This window comes from Sphingopyxis sp. H050 (assembly GCF_001468265.1).
Taxonomy (GTDB): domain Bacteria; phylum Pseudomonadota; class Alphaproteobacteria; order Sphingomonadales; family Sphingomonadaceae; genus Sphingopyxis.
On the sequence record NZ_LNRZ01000007.1, the window covers coordinates 46,908 to 64,858 of the forward strand.

Sequence of the window (17,951 nt, forward strand, 5' to 3'; positions counted from 1 at the left end):
CCGTGATCGCGAAACTGATGGCGCTATCCGTCCGCGCGCGCTGGGCGGTACTCTTTCTCTTCCTCGTGATCGCGGGACTCGGCGTATGGCAGCTCACCAAGCTGCCGATCGACGCGGTTCCCGACATCACCAACAAGCAGGTGCAAATCAACACGATCGATCCGCGTCTCTCGCCGGTCGAAATCGAGAAGCTCGTAACCTATCCGATCGAAATCTCGCTCGCCGGCATTCCGGGGCTCGAGACGACACGCTCGATCTCGCGCAACGGCTTCAGCCAGGTGACGGCAATCTTCACCGATGAAACCGACCTCTATTTCGCGCGCCAGCAGGTGGGCGAACGGCTTCTCCAGGCGGGCGAGAATCTTCCCGACGGGGCCCAGCCGCAGATCGGTCCCGTCACGACGGGTCTCGGCGAGGTCGTCATGTACACCGTCGGCTACAAAAATCCCGACGGGAAGGGCGCCAAGAAGGTCGCGGGCCAACCAGGTTGGCAACCCGACGGCAGCTATCTGACCCCCGAGGGCGATATCCTCACCGACGAGATCGCCAAATCGGGCTATCTTCGCACGGTCCAGGACTGGATCGTCAGCCCGCAATTGAAGTCGGTCGGCGGCGTCGCCGGCGTCGACTCGATCGGCGGCTATGCCAAGACCTTCGTGGTCGAACCCGATCCGACCCGCCTCACCAGCTACGGCATTTCCTATAGCGAACTGGGCGAAGCCCTTGAACGCGCCAACCTCGCGGTCGGTGCCAACTACTATAACCGGGCAGGCGAGGCCTATCTCGTGCGCGTCGATGCACGCGTCCGCTCGGTCGACGAAATCCGCAACGCCGTCGTCGCGACGCGCGGCGGCGTGCCCGTGACGGTTGGACAGCTCGCCAATGTGAAGATCGGCGGCGACCTCAGAACCGGTGCGGGCAGCATGAACGGCAAGGAGGCGGTCATCGGGACCGTGCTCATGCTGATCGGGCAGAATAGCCGCACTGTTGCGGAGGATGTTTCGGCGAAGATCGCGCAGGTGTCGAAGACCCTGCCGCCCGGCGTCGAAGTGAAGGTGGTACTCGACCGCGCCAAGCTCGTGAACGCAACCGTCGGCACGGTTGAAAAGAACCTCACCGAAGGCGCGCTGCTCGTAGCGGCCGCGCTCTTCTTCCTGCTCGGCAACTGGCGCGCCGCGATCATCGCGGTGCTCGTCATTCCCTTCTCCTTCCTGATGATGGCGATGGGCATGAACGCCTTCCGGGTCCCCGGTAACCTGATGAGCCTCGGCGCGCTCGACTTCGGTCTGATCGTCGACGGGGCGGTGATCATCATCGAAAACTGCCTCGCCAGACTGGCGCACCGGCAGGAGCATGAAGGGAGATTGCTCAACCTTCGCGAACGTCTCGAGGAGACGATGCGCGCGAGCCAGGAGATGATCAAACCGACCGTCTTCGGCCAGGCGATCATCCTACTGGCCTTCGCGCCGTTGCTGATGTTTACGGGCGTCGAGGGGAAGACCTTCTCGCCGATGGCCATCACCATCATGCTCGCGCTCGTTGCGGCCTTCATTCTCGCGATCACCCTGGTTCCGGCGCTTGTCGCGCTGATGATTCGCGGCAAGGTTGCCGAGAAGGAAGTCTGGGCGATCCGCAAGTCGAAGGAGCGCTACCTGCCCTTGCTCGACAAGGCGCTCGCCAAGCCGTGGGCTTTCATCGCCGGCGGCTTTGCCTTCTTCGTCCTTGCGATCCCGGCGTTCGGACTGCTCGGCTCGGAATTCATTCCGCAGCTCGACGAGAAGAATATGGCGCTTGCCTCGACGCGCGTGCCTTCGGTGAGCCTCGAACAGTCTCTGGTCATGCAGCGCAACGTCGAGACGGCGATCTCGAGCCTGCCCGAAGTCGAGCTGATGTTTTCGAAGACGGGTACGGCCGAGGTGGCGACCGACCCGATGCCGCCGAACATCTCCGACGGTTTCGTGATCCTGAAACCCCAGGATCAGTGGCCGGCAGGTGTCGATTCGAAGGCCGATGTCGTCGAGCGTATCGAGAAAGCCGCTGGCGGCCAGCTCGGCCAGCTTTATGAAGTCAGCCAGCCGATCCAGCTTCGTTTCAACGAACTGATCGCGGGCGTTCGCGGCGACGTGGCCATCAAGCTCTACGGGGACGACCTCGACAAGATGTCGCTCGCGGCGAACGAGATGGTGCGCGTGCTCCAGGGCATACCGGGTGCGGGCAGCGTCAAGGCCGACCAAGTGGGCGGCGCTCCGACGCTCGACGTGAAGCTCGATCGCAATGCGATCGCGCGCTACGGTCTCTCGGTACAGGAGGTTGCCGATACGGTGTCGGCGGCGCTCGGCGGGCGGGAATCCGGCCTGCTCTATGAGGGCGACAGGCGCTTCGACATCACGGTTCGCGTCCCCGACGCGACCCGGGTCAATCTCGACGACATCCGCGCGCTGCCCGTGTTGCTGCCCTCCGAGGGCGGCAATCGCGGACAGATACCGCTCGCCCAGGTGGCGCAGATCCGGCTGACCGAAGGGCTCAACCAGATCAGCCGCGAAAATGGCAAGCGGCGCGTCGTCGTGCAGGTGAACCTCGAAGGCCGCGATGCGGGATCCTTCGTGGCCGAAGCGCAGGCGAAGATCGCCAATGTGAAGCTTCCGGCGGGCTATTACCTCGAATGGGGCGGGCAGTTCGAAAGTCTGCAGGCCGCATCGCAGCGGCTCTCGATCGTGGTGCCGCTCTGCTTCGCGGGCATCTTCATCCTGCTTTACATGGCGCTCGGCACGTTCGGGCGCGCGACCGCCGTGTTCCTCGCCGTGCCGCTTGGGCTCGCGGGCGGGGTGTTCACTCTCGCGCTTACGGGCATCAACTTCTCGGTGTCGGCGGCGGTGGGCTTCATCTGCCTTGCCGGCGTCGCGGTGCTCAACGGTCTCGTCGTCATGACGGCGATCCGCGAACGGCTCGAGAATGATGTCCCGCTCACGGAGGCAATCCGCGAGGGCATGACCGAGAAGATGCGTGCGGTGATCATGACCGGCTTCGTGCCCGCGATCGGCTTCGTGCCGATGGCGATCGCGACCGGCACGGGTGCCGAGGTGCAGAAGCCTCTCGCGACGACCGTCATCGGCGGTCTCATCGCGGCGACCATCCTGACGCTGCTCGTTCTCCCCGCGATCGCAAAAGTCGTCCTCGGGGCGAACTGGCAGCCGAAGTTCCTCAAGCGAAAAGCGGAGTCGGCGGTCCAGCCGGTCACGGAATAGGGAGAGACTGTCATGACAAAAGCATCCAAGCTCTTGCGCATCTACACCGATGAATCCGCCTTCTTCGGTGATCAGCGGGTCTTCGAGTTCATTTCCGAACTCGCTCGCCAGCAAAAGCTGGCAGGCGTTACGGTGCTCGAAGCGGTTCTCGGTTTCGGTCGCTCGGCGCATCTCCACCGCAAGCATGCGCTGGAGAATGACCGGGCGGTCGTGATCGAGATCATCGACGAGGAGCAGCGGCTCCGCGACTTTGCGGCGCAGCTGACCGAAATACCGGACATCGGGCTCATCACGCTCGAAGCGGTCGAAATCCTCGGCGGGAAATCCGCCGCGGAGCCCCCCGATGTTCAGAGCTGACCGGCATCTTGCCGGTCTACACCGCGGCGCAGGTCCCCGGCCTGCGTCGCGGACCAGCTCGTGCGAGCGAGGAGGTCTCCGATGTTCTCGGTAGGCACCTCGCTCCGCTTGCCGGTCCCGATCGGGCGGGTCTGGCGACTGCTCGTCGATATCGAGCGGTACGACGACTGGCATCCGACGCTCCGTTTCACCGATCGTCCGGGAGATGATGAGCGCGTAGGCTATGTCTATTCTCCGCGCGGGAAGCGGGGTCCGGAATTTGCATCCGAGGGGCGGATAACCGGCCTCGACTGGCTGACGGGCTTCTCCTGGCGGACAGGCACGCGCGGGCTGCTCGTCATCGAGGAGAGCTACCGGCTCGAAAAGCTCGGCCAAGGGGTGGAGGTTACCCATCGCCTGGAATGCGCGGGTCTCTTCTCATGGCTCGGCTATCCCATTCTGCGGCGGGTTTGCAGCGTTTTTCTCAAGCGCTCGAACATGGCGCTCGAACAGCAACTCCGTCGCACGACAGTTCAGTCCCGCTACGCGCGGCCAAGCGGGCGCCGCGCATGATCTTGAATTCGAAACCTGGCCGTCGGAGGCCCCTCTCAATCGCCCCCCTCACCACGGGCAGGGATTTCCGGCTGTCAGGGAGGTGCGGGAGCCGGGTCGCATCCCGCAATGGCTCCCGCACCTCATCCTGCCGCGCGTTTAACATGCGCCCGGATCGCATTGCCGACCGCCAACAGAAAAGGATGGCATCATGAGTGACCAGTTGCGGCTCGATATTCCGCTTCTCCTCCCCGAAGTCGCCGATACCGCCGACCGCTGCGTCGCGCGCCTGACGAGCGAACTCGAAGGACGCGAAGGCGTCGACAAGGTCCATGTTGTCCGCTCAAGCGACGGTTCGCCGCCACAGCTCTGCATCCATTACCGTCCGGATATTCTCCCGCTCGAACGCGTGCGGCAGCTCGCGCGCAGCGCCGGTGCCGAGCTCACCGGCCAGTATCAGCATCTCTTCTGGGATGACCTCGAAGGCGTCGGCCACGCCCGTCGCGCGCGGACGATCGGACTGAAGCTTCGCGAAATGCCGGGCGTGATCGAGGCCGAAGTCGGCGCCGCCGGTACGCTGCGCGCCGAGTTCCAGCGCTCGGAGACCTCCATCGAAATGATCAGAAAGACACTCTCGGATATGGGCGTCACTCAGAAATCGACTGCCGTCGCCGCGGCTGCCCCGGCACAAGCCGCCCACCAACATGGCGATGATGGCCATGACCATGGTCCGGATCACGCGCATGGGCCAGATCACAAACATGGCCATACGGGCGAGGATAGCCACGACCATGGCCATGATCATGGCGGCATCTTCGGCGAGCGGACCGAGCTGATCTTCGCGCTGCTGTGCGGTCTCGTCCTCGGCATCGGCTTTGCGATCGAGAAGCTCGCCGCGGCGCCGGAGTGGGTGCCGCTCGCATTCTATATTGCCGCTTATGGCTTCGGTGGCTGGTTCACTGTCCGCGAGGCCATCGAGAATCTGAAGCTCAAGCGCTTCGAGATCGACACGCTGATGCTCGTCGCCGCGGCCGGCGCTGCCGCGCTTGGTGCGTGGGCCGAAGGCGCGCTGCTCCTCTTCCTCTTCAGCCTCGGCCATGCGCTCGAACATTATGCCATGGGCCGCGCCAAGCGCGCAATCGAGGCGCTTGCGGAGCTGGCGCCGCAGACCGCGACGGTGAAGGATGCCGACGGGACGGCTCGCGAAGTCCCGGTCGAGCAGCTGGCGATTGGCGACACCGTCATCGTCAAGCCCAACGAGCGTCTTGCCGCCGACGGCTTCGTCGTCGTTGGCCGCACGGCGATAGATCAGGCTCCGGTGACCGGCGAGAGCGTCCCCGTCGACAAGGAACCGGTGGCCGATCGTGCGCAGGCCGCGGCAAAGCCCGATGCACTCGACGCAAAATATCGCGTCTTCGCGGGCACCATCAACGGCTATGGCGCGATCGAGATCGCGGTAACCCGTCTTGCGGCCGATACCACGCTCGCTAAGGTCGTGAAGATGGTGAGCGAGGCGGAAACGCAGAAATCGCCGACCCAGCGCTTCACCGACAAGTTCGAGCGCATCTTCGTGCCGAGCGTGCTCGCGCTTGTGTTCGTCCTGCTCTTCGCCTGGGTCGTTGTCGACGAGCCGTTCCGCGACAGCTTCTATCGCGCCATGGCGGTCCTTGTCGCGGCAAGCCCGTGCGCGCTCGCGATCGCGACGCCGAGTGCCGTCCTGTCGGGCGTTGCGCGTGCGGCGCGCGGCGGCGTGCTGGTCAAAGGCGGTGGCCCGCTCGAAAATCTCGGCTCGCTGACCGCGCTGGCGTTCGACAAGACGGGAACGCTCACCGAAGGAAAGCCGCGCATCACCGACGTCCTGCCGGCCAGCGGCGTGCCGAAGGAGGAACTGCTGCGGATCGCGGTGGCGGTCGAGCGGCTGAGCGATCATCCGCTTGCCGCTGCCATCGCGCGCGATGGCGAGGCCATGCTGACGTCGACGCGCGTACCGGTGGCGGACGACCTTAACAGCCTGACGGGTCGCGGCGTCACGGCAAAGGTCGAGGGCGAAACCGTCCTGATCGGCAAGGCCGAAATGTTCGGTGCCGACGGCATCGCGCCGATCGGCGGCGAAGTGGCGGCTGCGATCGCCGGCCTCCGCGAGCAGGGCCGCACGACGATGGTCGTTCGTATGGGCGACCGCGATCTTGGCGCGATCGGTCTGATGGACACGCCGCGCGAAGCGGCGCGCACCGCGATCGCCAAACTGCGCGAGCTCGGCATCGGCCGGATGATCATGATTTCGGGCGATCACCAGAAGGTCGCGGAATCGATTGCCGCCGAGGTCGGGATCGACGAGGCCTGGGGCGACCTGATGCCCGATCAGAAGGTCGACGCCATTCGCGACCTCAAGGCGCAGCAGCCGGTCGCCATGGTCGGTGACGGCGTCAATGACGCACCGGCGATGGCGAGCGCCACCGTCGGGATCGCGATGGGCGCCGCGGGGTCCGATGTTGCCCTCGAAACCGCCGACGTCGCGCTGATGGCCGATGACCTCGCTCATCTGCCGTTCGCGATCGGACTTAGCCGCCAGACGCGCCGCATCATCCGCCAGAATCTGGTGGTCAGCCTCGGCGTCGTCGTGGTCCTCGTGCCGGCGACGATCTTCGGACTCGGAATCGGTGCGGCGGTCGCGGCGCACGAAGGCTCGACCCTCGTCGTCGTCGCCAACGCGCTTCGCCTGCTCGCCTATCGCGATCGCAGCATGGGCTGAGGGCGCACAGTCGCGGTGGGATCGAACCGGAAGGGGGAGAGAGGATGAACTTCAAGAATATCTCGGCCTGGTCCATCCGGAACCCGATCCCGCCGCTCGTCATGTTCTTCGGTCTGACGGTGGCGGGCATCGTCTCCTTCCTCATGATGGGGGTCCAGAGCGATCCCGACATCGATTTTCCGGGCGCCATCGTCATCATCGCCCAGCCGGGCGCCGCGCCCACCGAACTCGAAACGCAGGTCACGCAGCGTGTCGAGGCGGCGGTGCGGACGATCGAGGGGATCGACGAGCTCAATTCGACGGTTACCGAAGGCCAGTCGCAGACCTTCGTCCAGTTCGCGATCGGCACGCCGATCGACCGGGCGGTGACTGACATTCGCGACAAGATCACCCAGATCCGCAGCAACCTGCCGAACGGCATCCTCGAACCGCAGGTTATCCGCCTCTCTACCTCGGGCAACACGCTTGCCTATTGGTCGGCTTCGGCCACCGATATGACGCTCGAGGAATTGAGCTGGTATGTCGACAATGTCGTCGCGAAGCGGCTGATCGCGGTCCCCGGCATGGGCGACGCCTATCGCCGGGGCGGCGTCAGCCGCGAAATCCGCGTCATCCTCAACCCCGAACGCATGCGCGCCTACGGCCTTACCGCCGCCGCGGTGAACACCCAGCTCGTCCAGCTCAATGTCAATGCGGCCGGCGGCCGGATGGAGGTCGCGGGCTCCGAGCAGGCGGTGCGTATCCTCGGGAACGCGAGCAGCGCCAACGCGCTCGGCGAGACGCTAATCTCGGTCGGGACGAACCGGACCGTGCGCCTCGCCGATATCGCCGAGGTCAAGGATCTCTACGCCGAGCAGCGCTCGGTCTCGAAGCAGGACGGGCGGCAGGTGCTGACCTTCGGCTTCGAGCGCGCCAAGGGCGCCTCGGATGTGACCGTCTATGACGCTGCGGTCGAGGAGCTGCGAAAACTCGAGAAGGAAAACCCCAAGGTCAAATTCACCGAGCTGTTCAGCGATATCGAATATACCAAAGGCCAATATCATTCGGCGATCAATGCGATGGTCGAGGGCGCGATCCTCGCGGTCGTCGTCGTCTTCCTTTTCTTGCGCGACTGGCGGGCGACGTTGATCTCGGCGCTCGCCATCCCGCTGTCGGCGGTCCCGACCTTCCTGTTCATGGACCTCATGGGCTTCTCGCTCAACATGATGACCTTGCTCGCGCTCAGCCTCGTTGCCGGCGTGCTGGTCGACGATGCGATCGTCGAGATCGAGAATATCGTGCGCCACATGCGGATGGGCAAATCGGCCTATCAGGCCTCGATCGATGCGGCCGACGAGATCGGCCTCGCGGTGCTCGCGACAACCATGACGATCGTCGCGGTGTTCCTGCCGGTCGGGCTGATGCCGGGCGTCGCCGGGCAATATTTCAAGAATTTCGGACTGACGGTCGTGGCCGCGGTGCTGATGAGCCTCGCGGTCGCGCGCATGATCACACCCATGCTCGCCGCCTATTTTCTCTCTGCGCAGGGTCCGCAAAAGCATGGCGAGGGCCCGCTGATCGACACCTATATGCGCATCTTGCGCTGGAGCCTCGACACCAGCGGGGCCGCTGCCGCGCGTGCGCGCGGCGGGCGCTGGAAATGGCTCGGTTACATCAAGGACCATCGCGTCTGGGTGGTCGGCATCGGTGTGCTGGCGCTCTTTGCGACCATTTTCAGCTTCTCGCTGCTCCCGATGACCTTCCAGCCGTCGATCGATTCCGACACGAGCCGCGTGGCCATCCAGCTCGCCCCGGGCGCAACGCTCGAACAGACCGAGGCAGTGGCCGACGAGGTGACCGATCTCATGAAGCGCGACCCGCTCGTCGAATCCGCCCTGTCGCGGATCGATGTCGGCACGGCGACGGTCTATCTGAAATTGCGCAAGGACCGCGAGCTGACCTCGACCGAGTTCGAAAAGGACCGCGCGCCGCGGCTAGCGCAGGTTCCCGATGCCCGAATCAACTTCCAGTCGCAGCATGGCGGCGGCGGCGGCAGCAGCCGCGACATCTCGATCACGCTCGGCAGCGACGACCCGAAGAAGCTCGAAGATGTCGGCAACCGGCTGCTTGCCGAGATGGCCCGCGTGAAGGAAATCCGGTCGCCGCGTGTCGAGGGCAATCTTCAGCGCCCCGAGATCGTCATTCGCCCGCGCTTCGCGCTCGCGGCGCAGCTCGGCGTGACGACGCAGGCGCTCAGCCAGTCGATCCGCGTCGCGACATTGGGCGAGATCGACCAGAATAGCGCGAAATTCTCGCTGTCCGACCGGCAAATCCCCGTTCGCGTCGCGCTTGCGGAAACCGCGCGCGAGCGGCTCGATACGCTGCGCAATATGCCTGTTCCGACCCGGAACGGGGGAACGGTGCCGCTCTCGGTTGTGGCCGAGATCGGCTTCGGCGCCGGCCCGACCCAGATCAATCGGACCAACCAGGTGCGCCAGCTCACCATCGGGGCCGACCTGGCTCCGGGTCTCGTGACCGGTCAGGCGATGGACAAGGTCGAGGCGCTGCCGGCGCTCAAGGCGCTGCCCGCCGGGGTCACGCGGCTGGTACTCGGGAGCGCCAAGTGGCAGGCCGAGATGCTGCGCAACTTCGCGATCGCGGTCGTATCGGGGATTTTTCTCGTGCTCGCTGTGCTGATCCTACTCTATCGCAAGATCATCCCGCCCTTCGTCAACATGGGCTCGCTTCTGCTCGCCCCGCTCGGCGGGGCGGTCGCGTTGCTGCTGACGGGCTATCCGCTCTCGCTTCCCGTGTTCATCGGCGTGCTGATGCTGCTCGGTATCGTCGGCAAGAACAGCATCCTTCTCGTCGACTTCGCGATCGAGGAAATGGCGTCGGGGGTGCCGCGCGACGAGGCGATTGTCGACGCCGGACACAAGCGCGCGCAGCCGATCCTGATGACCACGGTCGCGATGGTCGCGGGCATGATCCCGACCGCGCTGTCGCTCACCGGCGACGGCGCATGGCGCGCGCCGATGGCGGTCACGGTGATCGGCGGGCTCATCCTGTCGACGATGCTGACACTGCTGATCGTGCCGGCGTCCTTCAGCCTCGCGGCGGGCTTCGAACGCCGGATGGTCCCGCGCTTGCGCCGCTGGTTCACGACGGGCGGCGCGCACGCCGACCCATCGCCTGCGGGCGTCACCGACATCGGCGCGGGGCAAAGCCCGGCGGCCGATCGATAGAGGAGTTAAGCTGATGGAGTTCGAGCGGGAGCATGACCTCCCCTATAGTCCGGAGCAGATATGGGCGGTCCTCGGCGATTTCGAGAACCACCGGATCTGGAATCCCTATGTCCGGATCGAGCAGCTTGCCGAGGACCCGATCGCGATCCGCTATTCGATGCGCATGGATCCGCACAAGCCCAAGTTTCTCGAAGTCTCCGCGGCGGTGCTCTCCGCGCGCCCGGGCGAGGAGCTGATACTCGACGTCAAGCCGAGCTTCATCCTCCAGTTCGAGGAGAGTTATATCCTGACGCCGACGGCGAGCGGGACGAAGTTCGTTCACCGCTATCGTTGCCGCGGGCCCTTTGCCTGGCTCCGGCTTCCCGGCATCAAGACCAGCTTCCAGCGAATGATCGCGTCGATCGACGGCATCCTGCTCAGCTACCTCAAGTCCAAATACAGCAAGCCGCCACCGCCGCCGCGACGGCCCAAGTCCAAGTTCAAAGGTGGCCGGCGATGACGAGCTTTCCGCTGCTCGCGCCGCACAAATGGCGTCCGCTCGGCGCGGCCTGGGCAATCGCCCTCCTGTCGAGCCTGGCCGTCCTCTTCGTCGGCGAGGTCATGGGCCAGGCGCCGTGCGACCTCTGCTGGTTCCAGCGTAGCTTCATGTTCCCGCTTGCGATCATTCTCGGCATCGCGGCGTTCAGGTCGGACCGCGCCATCGTTCCTTATGGGCTGGCGCTGGCTGCGGGCGGTGGTCTCGTCGCTTTCTATCATAGCCTGCTCTACGTCGGCGTCATTCCGGCCCCGATCGTCCCCTGCACCGGCGGTCCATCATGCTCGGGAGAGAGCATGGCAATCGGAGGCGTGCCGCTGCCCCTCCCGTCGCTGACCGCGTTCGCGCTCATCCTCACCCTCTTGCTCAACTTCCAAAGGAGACTGAAATCATGAACAAACGCATCGGAGTGGTGGCCACGCTTGTCGTTTCCGCACTCGCTTTCACCGGCGGCGCGATGCTCTACAGCGGAACCGCCGAGGGCGAACCCACGAAGAAGGTCGTGGCGGGGCCCGTCGACAGCCTCATTCGCCCGCATTCGCCGATCATCGGACCGAAAAATGCCCCGGTCACCATCGTCGAATTTTTCGACCCGTCGTGCGAGGCCTGCCGCGCCTTCTATCCCACGGTGAAGGGCATCGTTGCCAAATATCCCAAGGATGTGCGTCTCGTTATGCGCTACCTGCCGCTGCACCCCGGCTCGGCCGAGGCGATCGTGATCCTCGAAGCCGCCCGCGTCCAGGGCAAGCTCGAGCCGGTGACGGCCGCCCTGCTCGAAGCGCAGCCCGAATGGCACGACGGCAAGATGGACGGTGCCTGGGCGGCCGCCGAGAAGGCCGGCCTCAATGTCGCGAAGGCGCGCGCGATGCCGACAACCGATGCGATGGCCTGGATGGAGCAGGACATCGCCGACGCGCGTGCGGTCGGCGTCCGGGGCACGCCGACCTTCTTCGTCAATGGCGAGATGCTCGTCCAGCCGAGCCCCGAACAGGTCGAGGCCCGAGTCCAGGCCGCGGTAGCGGCAAAGGGCAAATGAGGGCCCGCACCCGTCCCGCTTCGTCCACGCGGGACGGGTGCCCACCATGCGGCGCGATACTGTCTCTCCCGCCATCGGCCTGTCGCATGGAGACGCCGGGTCACCGTCCGATCGGCAGCATCGGAGCCAATATTCACAGCGCATTCAAACATGAAGGGGGATTTTGAACGCCACGAAAAGGAGAGACTGACATGCGAAAACTGATGACGATCGCGGCCGCGATGCTCGCCTTCGCGCTCCCCGGAACAGCGCTTGCCCAGCACCATGGCGATCGCGGGGGATATAGCCGCGGACATGACGCGCCACGTGGTCATGACCGCGACTATCGTTCCTCACGCCACGGCGTGCCCAATTATGGCTATGATCGTGGCTATCGTGGCTACGATCCCTACTACCGCGGCCATGATCGCCGCTATGAACGGCGGGACCGCTACGAGCGGCGCTATCAGAAGCGCCGGATGCACCACCATCACCGCGGGCGTCACTGGCGCGGCTAGCCGCGACCGCGCGGGCCGGGCGAGAAACTACCGCTTCGCCCCATAGATTGAAATCGAGCCGGTCGGCGTCGGGATGACTCTCATCTCTTCGACCGCCTCGAAACCCGCGGCTTTAAGGATCACCGGGACGCAGCCCTTAGCGTTGGGTTCGGTATATTCGAACCCGTCGAGCAGCTGGATCTGTCGAAAAAGCATGCGCATCAGCAGCGAGCGCTGCTCGCCATAGTCGGCTATGAAAAGGGTCCCGCCCGGCCTCAGGAGCCTGAACATCTGCGCGGCAATCGCTTCCTTAACGGCCATCGGGCACTGGTGAAGGACCAGGCTCGATACGATCTTGTCGCATTGCCGGAGTGCGTCGATGCCGTCCAGCTCGTCGCCCATAGCCTCGAACCATCGAATCTCGGCATCGGCAACCTCAGCCTTGGCGCGCGCGATTTCCAGCACGGCGGGGTCGGGATCGACCGCCAGAACGATGCTCTCCGGCGCCGCCTGCTTGAGGGCGATCGCAAAGGTTCCCGTGCCGCACCCGATATCGACGATCCGCTCGCCCGGCCGCGGTTCGGCGAAGCGCAGCAAGTCGCTTCGCCATCTTTTCTCTCTGGTCATGAGGGCTATGGCGGCATCGTAGCGGTCGAGCGATCCGCTCTTGCCGAGTGCCGGGACGAAGTCTCTGTGTGCGTCTGACATGATGCGCCTCTACCAGGCGCGATCACGCACCGGCTTGAACGGAGAGGCTATGATTCGATGAAAAGGTCGCTTGCCCGGATACCGAACATCGCCTTGATCGTGCGGGCGAAATGCGCGCTGTCGCTGAACCCTGCCATGTGTGCGGCCTCGGTCGCGCTGCGGCGCATTCCCAATTCGTCGAAGGCGATAATCAACCTTCGCCAGAGCACAAAGCGCTGGAAGGGCATGCCGATCTCGGCGGCAAAGAGATGCCGGAAGCGGCCGAGCGAAAGGCGGCTCTCCTCCGCCACAGCCGCGAGACGGACAGAGCCCATGGGGATCAGGCGGTCAATCGAGGCGGCGGCGCGGGTGATGCGCGGATCGAGCGGGGGTCGGGCGCCTCGCGTGAGCCAGTTTTTCCAGAAGGACCGCTGTCCCGGCAGCGCGACATGAATCGGATCGGAGCAGATCAGCCGGTCTTTCAGATCTACCGGCGGACCGAAGACCACTGTCGGCTCGACGAACCATAATTCAGCCGTGGGCGCGGGGAGCAGCCGGTGCACGGTATCGGGTTCGATGAGCAAGCAACGCCCCGACAGGCGCGCGCCATCAGCATCGACCACGGTAAGCGGCTCGGCACAAAACACTGCCTGCGCCGCAAAATGGCGGTGCGCGGCGGCATCGCCAACCGAACCCGACCAGAGAGCATGATAGTCGCCGAGGCTAAGTCGGCCGTTCCAGTTGGACGTTTCGGGCATCGGGTCGCAATAGCAGGCCTAACTCGTGTGCGTAACGGGCGCCGGGTAAGCACTCTGGCTCGGAGGCTCTTTTCGGAAGCCGTCTTACGGCCAAGGAGGAGTGCGCCGACCCCGTGATGATTCCCCTCATCGACCGGGCGCTGTCTCGATGCGGCGATGTTGCCGACTGTTGTAACGATAGCCGATCCAGAGGATTGCAAGCGCGAGAAGCTGGAGCAACAACGGTTCGAGCGAAGGAAATATCCCCATCGCCGGGAAGCGGGGAAAATGAGCTAGCGGGGTGATGCCGAGGAGGCCGGCTTCCTGTAGCGCGCCCGCGCCCTTGCCGGCCAGGACAACCGCGAGGATAGCGATGAGCGAAGAGCTGTAAGCGAAAAATCTTCCGATCGGCAGGACCCGGCTGTAACGAAGCATGACCCATGCGATTGCTGCCAGGATCACCACTGCGGTTCCGGCTCCGGCGGCGATCGCGCTGCGGCTTCCTTGCGCGGCGAGAGCTGCGAAAAACAGGATGGTCTCAAAGACTTCCCGATAGACCACGAGGAAAGCGAGCCCGAACAGGAACCAGGCCGAGCGACGTGAAAGCGCTTTGCCCATCGCTTCGCGAATATAGCGCTGCCAGCTCTCCGCATGTGACTTTCCGTGCATCCAGATGCCGACCCAGACGAGAACGACTGCGGCGAAAAGCGAGCCAAATCCCTCTGTCAACTCGCGGTTCGCTCCGCTGATCGAGATTGCATAGGTCGCGACTGCCCAGGTTGCGCCGCCGGCTGCCAGGGCTGCGATCCAGCCGCCATGGACATAGGGTAGGACCTCAGGCCGTTCGGCCTTTCGTAAGAAAGCGATCATCGCCACGATGATCAGAAGCGCTTCGAGACCCTCGCGCAGCAAGATGGTAAGCGCCCCGACAAAGGTCGATGCGTCGCTGGCTGCATCGGGAGACAGTGCAGCTTCGGCATCGGCGAAAAGGGTTTCGACTGCGGCGGCTTTACCCGCGACCGCATCGACCGGCACACCTCGCGCGATGGACACGCGATAATCGGACATCGCGGATTCGATTTGCGCCATAAGGGCGGAATCGCGCGTCGTCAGGATCGGCTCAATCGGTTCGAAACCGTCGAGATAGGCGGACAGCGCGAGACGCTCTGCCTCGCTCCGATTTCCCTTGCGGTACGCGGCAAGGCTTTGCGCCAATTTGTCACGGGCAACCGCAAGCGTCGCGGGCGAAGCGGTTGTCAATGCTTGGGGATCTGAGCGCAAATAGGCGGTAAGCGCGTCGGCCTGCTCCGATCCCAGCCCACGACCAAGCACTTCCGGGCTGAGACTCGTGAAGGCTTGCAGGTCGGGGACCAGTTCGCGCGCCGCAGGGGTCTGGTTCCAGACACGCCGGCCGGCTGCGACGTCGCGAAAGGCAAATCCACCGGCATAGGCTGCTACCGCCCAGCGGTCGTCGGAGGGCAAATGGGCAAAACTGGGCATGGACGTGCCTTCGAGCCCCTGTCCTATCACCTGATAGAGCGCGAACAGACTGCGCTTGCGAGCGCGTCCGGCGTCGGTGAAATCGATAGGTGCCGGGTCGAGCCCCTTGGCCTGAGGTCCATTGCCATCGCCGCGCGCGCCGTGACAGCTGGCGCAATTTTCCAGATAGACTTGGGCTCCGCGCCGGGGATCTGGAGCGTTGCGCGGCGCGAGGGGCACAGGGTAGGCGGCGAGGAGGTCCGCCGCGAGTCCGCGCGCCTGGCCAGCCACCTTGCCGGGGTCCGCCTTCGATGCGATCGCCGTCTGGAGTTGTCCCGCTTCACTGACAAGGCGAGCCCGCGCCGGGGATACCGGAAGCGCTTCGATCCCCTTGCGAACGGTGGCGGAAAACTCGGTCATCTCGGCATATTCGACCGTGCTCGTCACCGCGCCATTCGAGACCGCTCCACCATAGTCGACCGCAACATAGTCCAGCAGGCGCCAGATGGTCTGGACTTCGCCGGCATCAGTGCGGGCCTGTGCCGTCGGCACGACGAGGCCGCAGATTGCAGCGAGCGCGATCAGCAGAGAGAGAAAGCGGCGGGCGGGGGGCATTGGCCCTATTGTCCGGGCACAGTCGACAGTTCGCGCAATTCGGTCCGCGCGCTGCGTAGAATCTCATAGGCCGAATGCAGGAAAAGCGTGGCAATGATGGCGGCGACTGCAAGGTCGGGCCAGGCTTGCCCGGTCCATGCGACGAGGCCGGCGGCGATGATCACCGCCACATTGGCGATCGCGTCGTTGCGGCTGAACAGCCACACCGCCCGGACATTGGCGTCGCCTTCGCGGAACCGCGAGAGGACCGCGGCCGAGGTGAGGTTGACGAGGAGGGCGGCGGCGCCGATGCCGCCCATCAGCTCGGCTTCGGGCGGAACCGCGGTCAGGGCACGCCACAGCGCGACGCCGATGACCCCTATGCCAAGCGACAGCAGGAACAGGCCTTGGGCTAAGGCGATACGCGTGCGGGCGAGCGCAGTCCAGCCTATCGCGACGAGGCCGGCCAACGTGATCGTGCCGTCGCCGATAAAGTCGAGCGAGTCGGCTTTCAGCGCCTGGCTGTTGGCGATGAACCCGCCGACGATCTCGATCGCGCCGAAGCCGAGATTGAGAATTACGACGATCCACAAGGCCCTTCGATAGGCGGGATCGCGTTCGGCCCTGACGGTGTCGCCCGTGCAGCCGCAATTGCTGTCGTTGCTCATTCCCCTGTTCTACATTCTACAGTAACTGTAGAAGCAAGCTGAAATCGAAACGAGACTGAGAGGAAGGGAGATGGCGCGCGACACGCGGCTGCCGATCGGCGGCCTGGCGAAACGCACCGGCACCAAGGTAAACACGATCCGCTTCTATGAGGATATCGGATTGCTGCCTTGCGCAGCGCGCACAGCCTCTGGCCGGCGCACCTACGGGGATGAGGATGTCGGGCGCCTCGCATTCATCCGCAATGCCCGCGGCCTCGGCTTTTCGATCGATGAAATCCGGTCGTTGACGGCGCTGGCCTTGGGGCCGGGGCAGGACTGCGCCGAAATCCGCGCAGTTGCGGCGCGTCACCTGCTCGATGTCGATGAAAAGCTGGAACGGATGGCGCGGCTCCGTGCTGAACTTGCCCGTATCGTCCAGCTCTGCGATGGCGGGCCGGTGTCGGATTGCCGGGTCATCGAGGCCATCGCCGCCGGAAATGCCTAGCCGCCGCGCTATCGGGACTGTCGGCGGCTTGCGGCTCAGCCGCAGCAACTGCCCTTGCCGCCGTCAACCTGTATTGGCGGGCAGGGTACCGTGCCATAGGAACAGAAGACACAGCAGTCTCCTGGCAGCGGCTTGAGCAGCGCGCCGCATCCCTTGCAGTCGTAGAAATACTGACACGCATCGGTGGGCATGATTTCGTCGGCGATTTGACCGCAGAGCGGACACGTCAGCGTCGATTGCAGGACCGGCGAGGGATCAAGCATAGCGATAGCCGAGCCAGAGGAGGACGGCGGCGAGGAGCAGTCCGATCAGGGTCACAAAGCGCAGCGACGCGGGCACGCACAGGCCATCGGCGCCGCAGCGCGCCGCGCGCATCTGCTGGCGCGCCAGCAGGACGCCACCGGCGACGAGCGAAATTGCGCCGAATGCGACGAACCAGAGCCGGTAGGGCGCGGCCGGGACCGCTATGCCGACGAGCCAGGCGGACCCGAGCCCCGCCGAGGCCAGCAGCATGGGGAGGGCGCAGCAGGTGGCTGCGAGAAAGCCCGATGCGATCCCGCCAAGCGCCAGCGAAATGGCCCCAAATCCTTTTGGACGCCTTGCATCTCCAGCCAAATTCAAACTCCTTGTTTCGCGGTAGCGGCAAGTCTACCATCTGTAGTGACTACAGATGCAAGCGGAATCGCAATGGCCCCCTCAAGCACCATCCCCATCGGCGAGCTTTCTCGGCTTACCGGCTGCAATATCGAGACGATCCGCTATTATGAGCGCATCGGCATTCTGCCCGCGCCGGTCCGGTACGGGCGATTTCGCCGTTATGATTCAGCTGGTGTGCGGCGCCTTGCATTTGTGCGCCGCGCGCGCGAACTGGGGTTTCCCCTCGATACGGTCCGGACTTTGCTCCTTCTTGCCGAAGGCGGCGGCCATAGCTGCGATCAGGCGCGCCATATGGCCGAGAGCCAGCTTGCCGACGTCCTCGCCAAGCGCGCCGACCTCGACCGGATGGCCGCTGTCTTGGGCGATCTTGTCGAGGCGTGCGGCGCCGGCGATGCCGGGGGCTGCCCGCTTCTGGAGGCGCTGTCCGACTAGGTTCGAGTACAGCCGTCTTCCGCCAGCGCCCCAAAGCAGCCATTGCGCGCGGCAACT

Annotated in this window: 17 protein-coding genes; 11 read left to right on the forward strand and 6 right to left on the reverse strand. The window is 64.8% G+C overall.

The window, feature by feature from the left end; translation table 11 throughout:
- Positions 1-2: 2 nt before the first annotated feature.
- The 9 genes from ATE67_RS14790 (at position 3) to ATE67_RS14830 (ending at position 12,177) form a co-directional block, all read left to right on the forward strand.
- Positions 3-3,245, forward strand: coding sequence for an efflux RND transporter permease subunit (locus ATE67_RS14790; RefSeq protein WP_003046495.1), 3,243 nt, complete (start codon positions 3-5; stop codon positions 3,243-3,245).
- Positions 3,246-3,257: 12 nt separating this feature from the next.
- Positions 3,258-3,602: a DUF190 domain-containing protein gene (locus ATE67_RS14795; RefSeq protein ID WP_003046493.1), complete on the forward strand. Its 345-nt coding sequence runs from the start codon at positions 3,258-3,260 to the stop codon at positions 3,600-3,602.
- 81 nt (positions 3,603-3,683) lie between these two features.
- Entirely contained in the window at positions 3,684-4,154 is a 471-nt protein-coding gene (locus tag ATE67_RS14800) for an SRPBCC family protein (RefSeq protein WP_003046490.1), read from the forward strand.
- A gap of 190 nt (positions 4,155-4,344) precedes the next feature.
- Positions 4,345-6,885: a heavy metal translocating P-type ATPase gene (locus tag ATE67_RS14805; protein WP_003046486.1), complete on the forward strand. Its 2,541-nt coding sequence runs from the start codon at positions 4,345-4,347 to the stop codon at positions 6,883-6,885.
- 44 nt (positions 6,886-6,929) lie between these two features.
- On the forward strand, positions 6,930-10,109 hold the full coding sequence (locus ATE67_RS14810) for an efflux RND transporter permease subunit (RefSeq protein WP_003046483.1): 3,180 nt from the start codon (positions 6,930-6,932) through the stop codon (positions 10,107-10,109).
- A gap of 13 nt (positions 10,110-10,122) precedes the next feature.
- A complete protein-coding gene (locus ATE67_RS14815) occupies positions 10,123-10,608 on the forward strand; it encodes an SRPBCC family protein (protein WP_003046480.1) in 486 nt (161 codons plus the stop codon).
- Positions 10,605-11,039: a disulfide bond formation protein B gene (locus ATE67_RS14820; protein WP_003046478.1), complete on the forward strand. Its 435-nt coding sequence runs from the start codon at positions 10,605-10,607 to the stop codon at positions 11,037-11,039. Before ATE67_RS14815 ends, ATE67_RS14820 begins: the two co-directional genes overlap by 4 nt.
- Positions 11,036-11,680 (forward strand): DsbA family protein, encoded by a 645-nt coding sequence (locus tag ATE67_RS14825; RefSeq protein WP_003046475.1) that lies wholly within the window; start codon positions 11,036-11,038, stop codon positions 11,678-11,680. Before ATE67_RS14820 ends, ATE67_RS14825 begins: the two co-directional genes overlap by 4 nt.
- Before the next feature lie 191 nt (positions 11,681-11,871).
- Positions 11,872-12,177, forward strand: coding sequence for a hypothetical protein (locus ATE67_RS14830; RefSeq protein ID WP_003046472.1), 306 nt, complete (start codon positions 11,872-11,874; stop codon positions 12,175-12,177).
- Between the two features lie 27 nt (positions 12,178-12,204).
- On the opposite strand, the gene ATE67_RS14835 is transcribed toward ATE67_RS14830, so the two are convergent.
- From ATE67_RS14835 to ATE67_RS14850, 4 genes are all read right to left on the reverse strand, one after another.
- A complete protein-coding gene (locus ATE67_RS14835; protein WP_037553277.1) occupies positions 12,205-12,864 on the reverse strand; it encodes a class I SAM-dependent methyltransferase in 660 nt (219 codons plus the stop codon).
- A 47-nt stretch (positions 12,865-12,911) separates the two neighbouring features.
- Positions 12,912-13,427 carry a helix-turn-helix transcriptional regulator gene (locus ATE67_RS14840; protein WP_161786522.1) on the reverse strand — a complete coding sequence of 172 codons (516 nt, stop codon included), beginning with the start codon at positions 13,425-13,427 and terminating at the stop codon, positions 12,912-12,914.
- A gap of 300 nt (positions 13,428-13,727) precedes the next feature.
- Positions 13,728-15,674: a cytochrome c/FTR1 family iron permease gene (locus ATE67_RS14845; protein WP_003046463.1), complete on the reverse strand. Its 1,947-nt coding sequence runs from the start codon at positions 15,672-15,674 to the stop codon at positions 13,728-13,730.
- 5 nt (positions 15,675-15,679) lie between these two features.
- Entirely contained in the window at positions 15,680-16,321 is a 642-nt protein-coding gene (locus ATE67_RS14850) for a cation transporter (protein WP_037553278.1), read from the reverse strand.
- 70 nt (positions 16,322-16,391) lie between these two features.
- Here ATE67_RS14850 and ATE67_RS14855 point away from each other — a divergent pair, with 70 nt between their 5' ends.
- Positions 16,392-16,805, forward strand: coding sequence for a MerR family transcriptional regulator (locus ATE67_RS14855; protein ID WP_003046458.1), 414 nt, complete (start codon positions 16,392-16,394; stop codon positions 16,803-16,805).
- 35 nt (positions 16,806-16,840) lie between these two features.
- Here ATE67_RS14855 and ATE67_RS22025 read toward each other — a convergent pair whose 3' ends face one another.
- Positions 16,841-17,068 (reverse strand): GDCCVxC domain-containing (seleno)protein, encoded by a 228-nt coding sequence (locus ATE67_RS22025; RefSeq protein ID WP_081611194.1) that lies wholly within the window; start codon positions 17,066-17,068, stop codon positions 16,841-16,843.
- On the reverse strand, positions 17,061-17,420 hold the full coding sequence (locus tag ATE67_RS14860; protein ID WP_051066412.1) for a mercuric ion transport protein, MerT: 360 nt from the start codon (positions 17,418-17,420) through the stop codon (positions 17,061-17,063). The genes ATE67_RS22025 and ATE67_RS14860 overlap by 8 nt, the downstream gene beginning before the upstream one ends.
- 72 nt (positions 17,421-17,492) lie before the next feature.
- On the opposite strand from ATE67_RS14860, the gene ATE67_RS14865 reads away from it, so the two are divergent.
- Positions 17,493-17,894, forward strand: a complete 402-nt coding sequence (locus tag ATE67_RS14865; protein ID WP_003046453.1) for a MerR family transcriptional regulator — start codon at positions 17,493-17,495, stop codon at positions 17,892-17,894.
- Positions 17,895-17,951: the final 57 nt, after the last annotated feature.

Coding starts and splice junctions, on each gene's coding strand:
- ATE67_RS14800 (WP_003046490.1), top strand. CDS start 3,684: ATGTTCTCGGTAGGCACCTCGCTCCGCTTGCCGGTCCCGATCGGGCGG.
- ATE67_RS22025 (WP_081611194.1), bottom strand. CDS start 17,068: ATGCTTGATCCCTCGCCGGTCCTGCAATCGACGCTGACGTGTCCGCTC.
- ATE67_RS14825 (WP_003046475.1), top strand. CDS start 11,036: ATGAACAAACGCATCGGAGTGGTGGCCACGCTTGTCGTTTCCGCACTC.
- ATE67_RS14810 (WP_003046483.1), top strand. CDS start 6,930: ATGAACTTCAAGAATATCTCGGCCTGGTCCATCCGGAACCCGATCCCG.
- ATE67_RS14830 (WP_003046472.1), top strand. CDS start 11,872: ATGCGAAAACTGATGACGATCGCGGCCGCGATGCTCGCCTTCGCGCTC.
- ATE67_RS14835 (WP_037553277.1), bottom strand. CDS start 12,864: ATGTCAGACGCACACAGAGACTTCGTCCCGGCACTCGGCAAGAGCGGA.
- ATE67_RS14815 (WP_003046480.1), top strand. CDS start 10,123: ATGGAGTTCGAGCGGGAGCATGACCTCCCCTATAGTCCGGAGCAGATA.
- ATE67_RS14865 (WP_003046453.1), top strand. CDS start 17,493: ATGGCCCCCTCAAGCACCATCCCCATCGGCGAGCTTTCTCGGCTTACC.
- ATE67_RS14850 (WP_037553278.1), bottom strand. CDS start 16,321: ATGAGCAACGACAGCAATTGCGGCTGCACGGGCGACACCGTCAGGGCC.
- ATE67_RS14795 (WP_003046493.1), top strand. CDS start 3,258: ATGACAAAAGCATCCAAGCTCTTGCGCATCTACACCGATGAATCCGCC.
- ATE67_RS14845 (WP_003046463.1), bottom strand. CDS start 15,674: ATGCCCCCCGCCCGCCGCTTTCTCTCTCTGCTGATCGCGCTCGCTGCA.
- ATE67_RS14855 (WP_003046458.1), top strand. CDS start 16,392: ATGGCGCGCGACACGCGGCTGCCGATCGGCGGCCTGGCGAAACGCACC.
- ATE67_RS14805 (WP_003046486.1), top strand. CDS start 4,345: ATGAGTGACCAGTTGCGGCTCGATATTCCGCTTCTCCTCCCCGAAGTC.
- ATE67_RS14820 (WP_003046478.1), top strand. CDS start 10,605: ATGACGAGCTTTCCGCTGCTCGCGCCGCACAAATGGCGTCCGCTCGGC.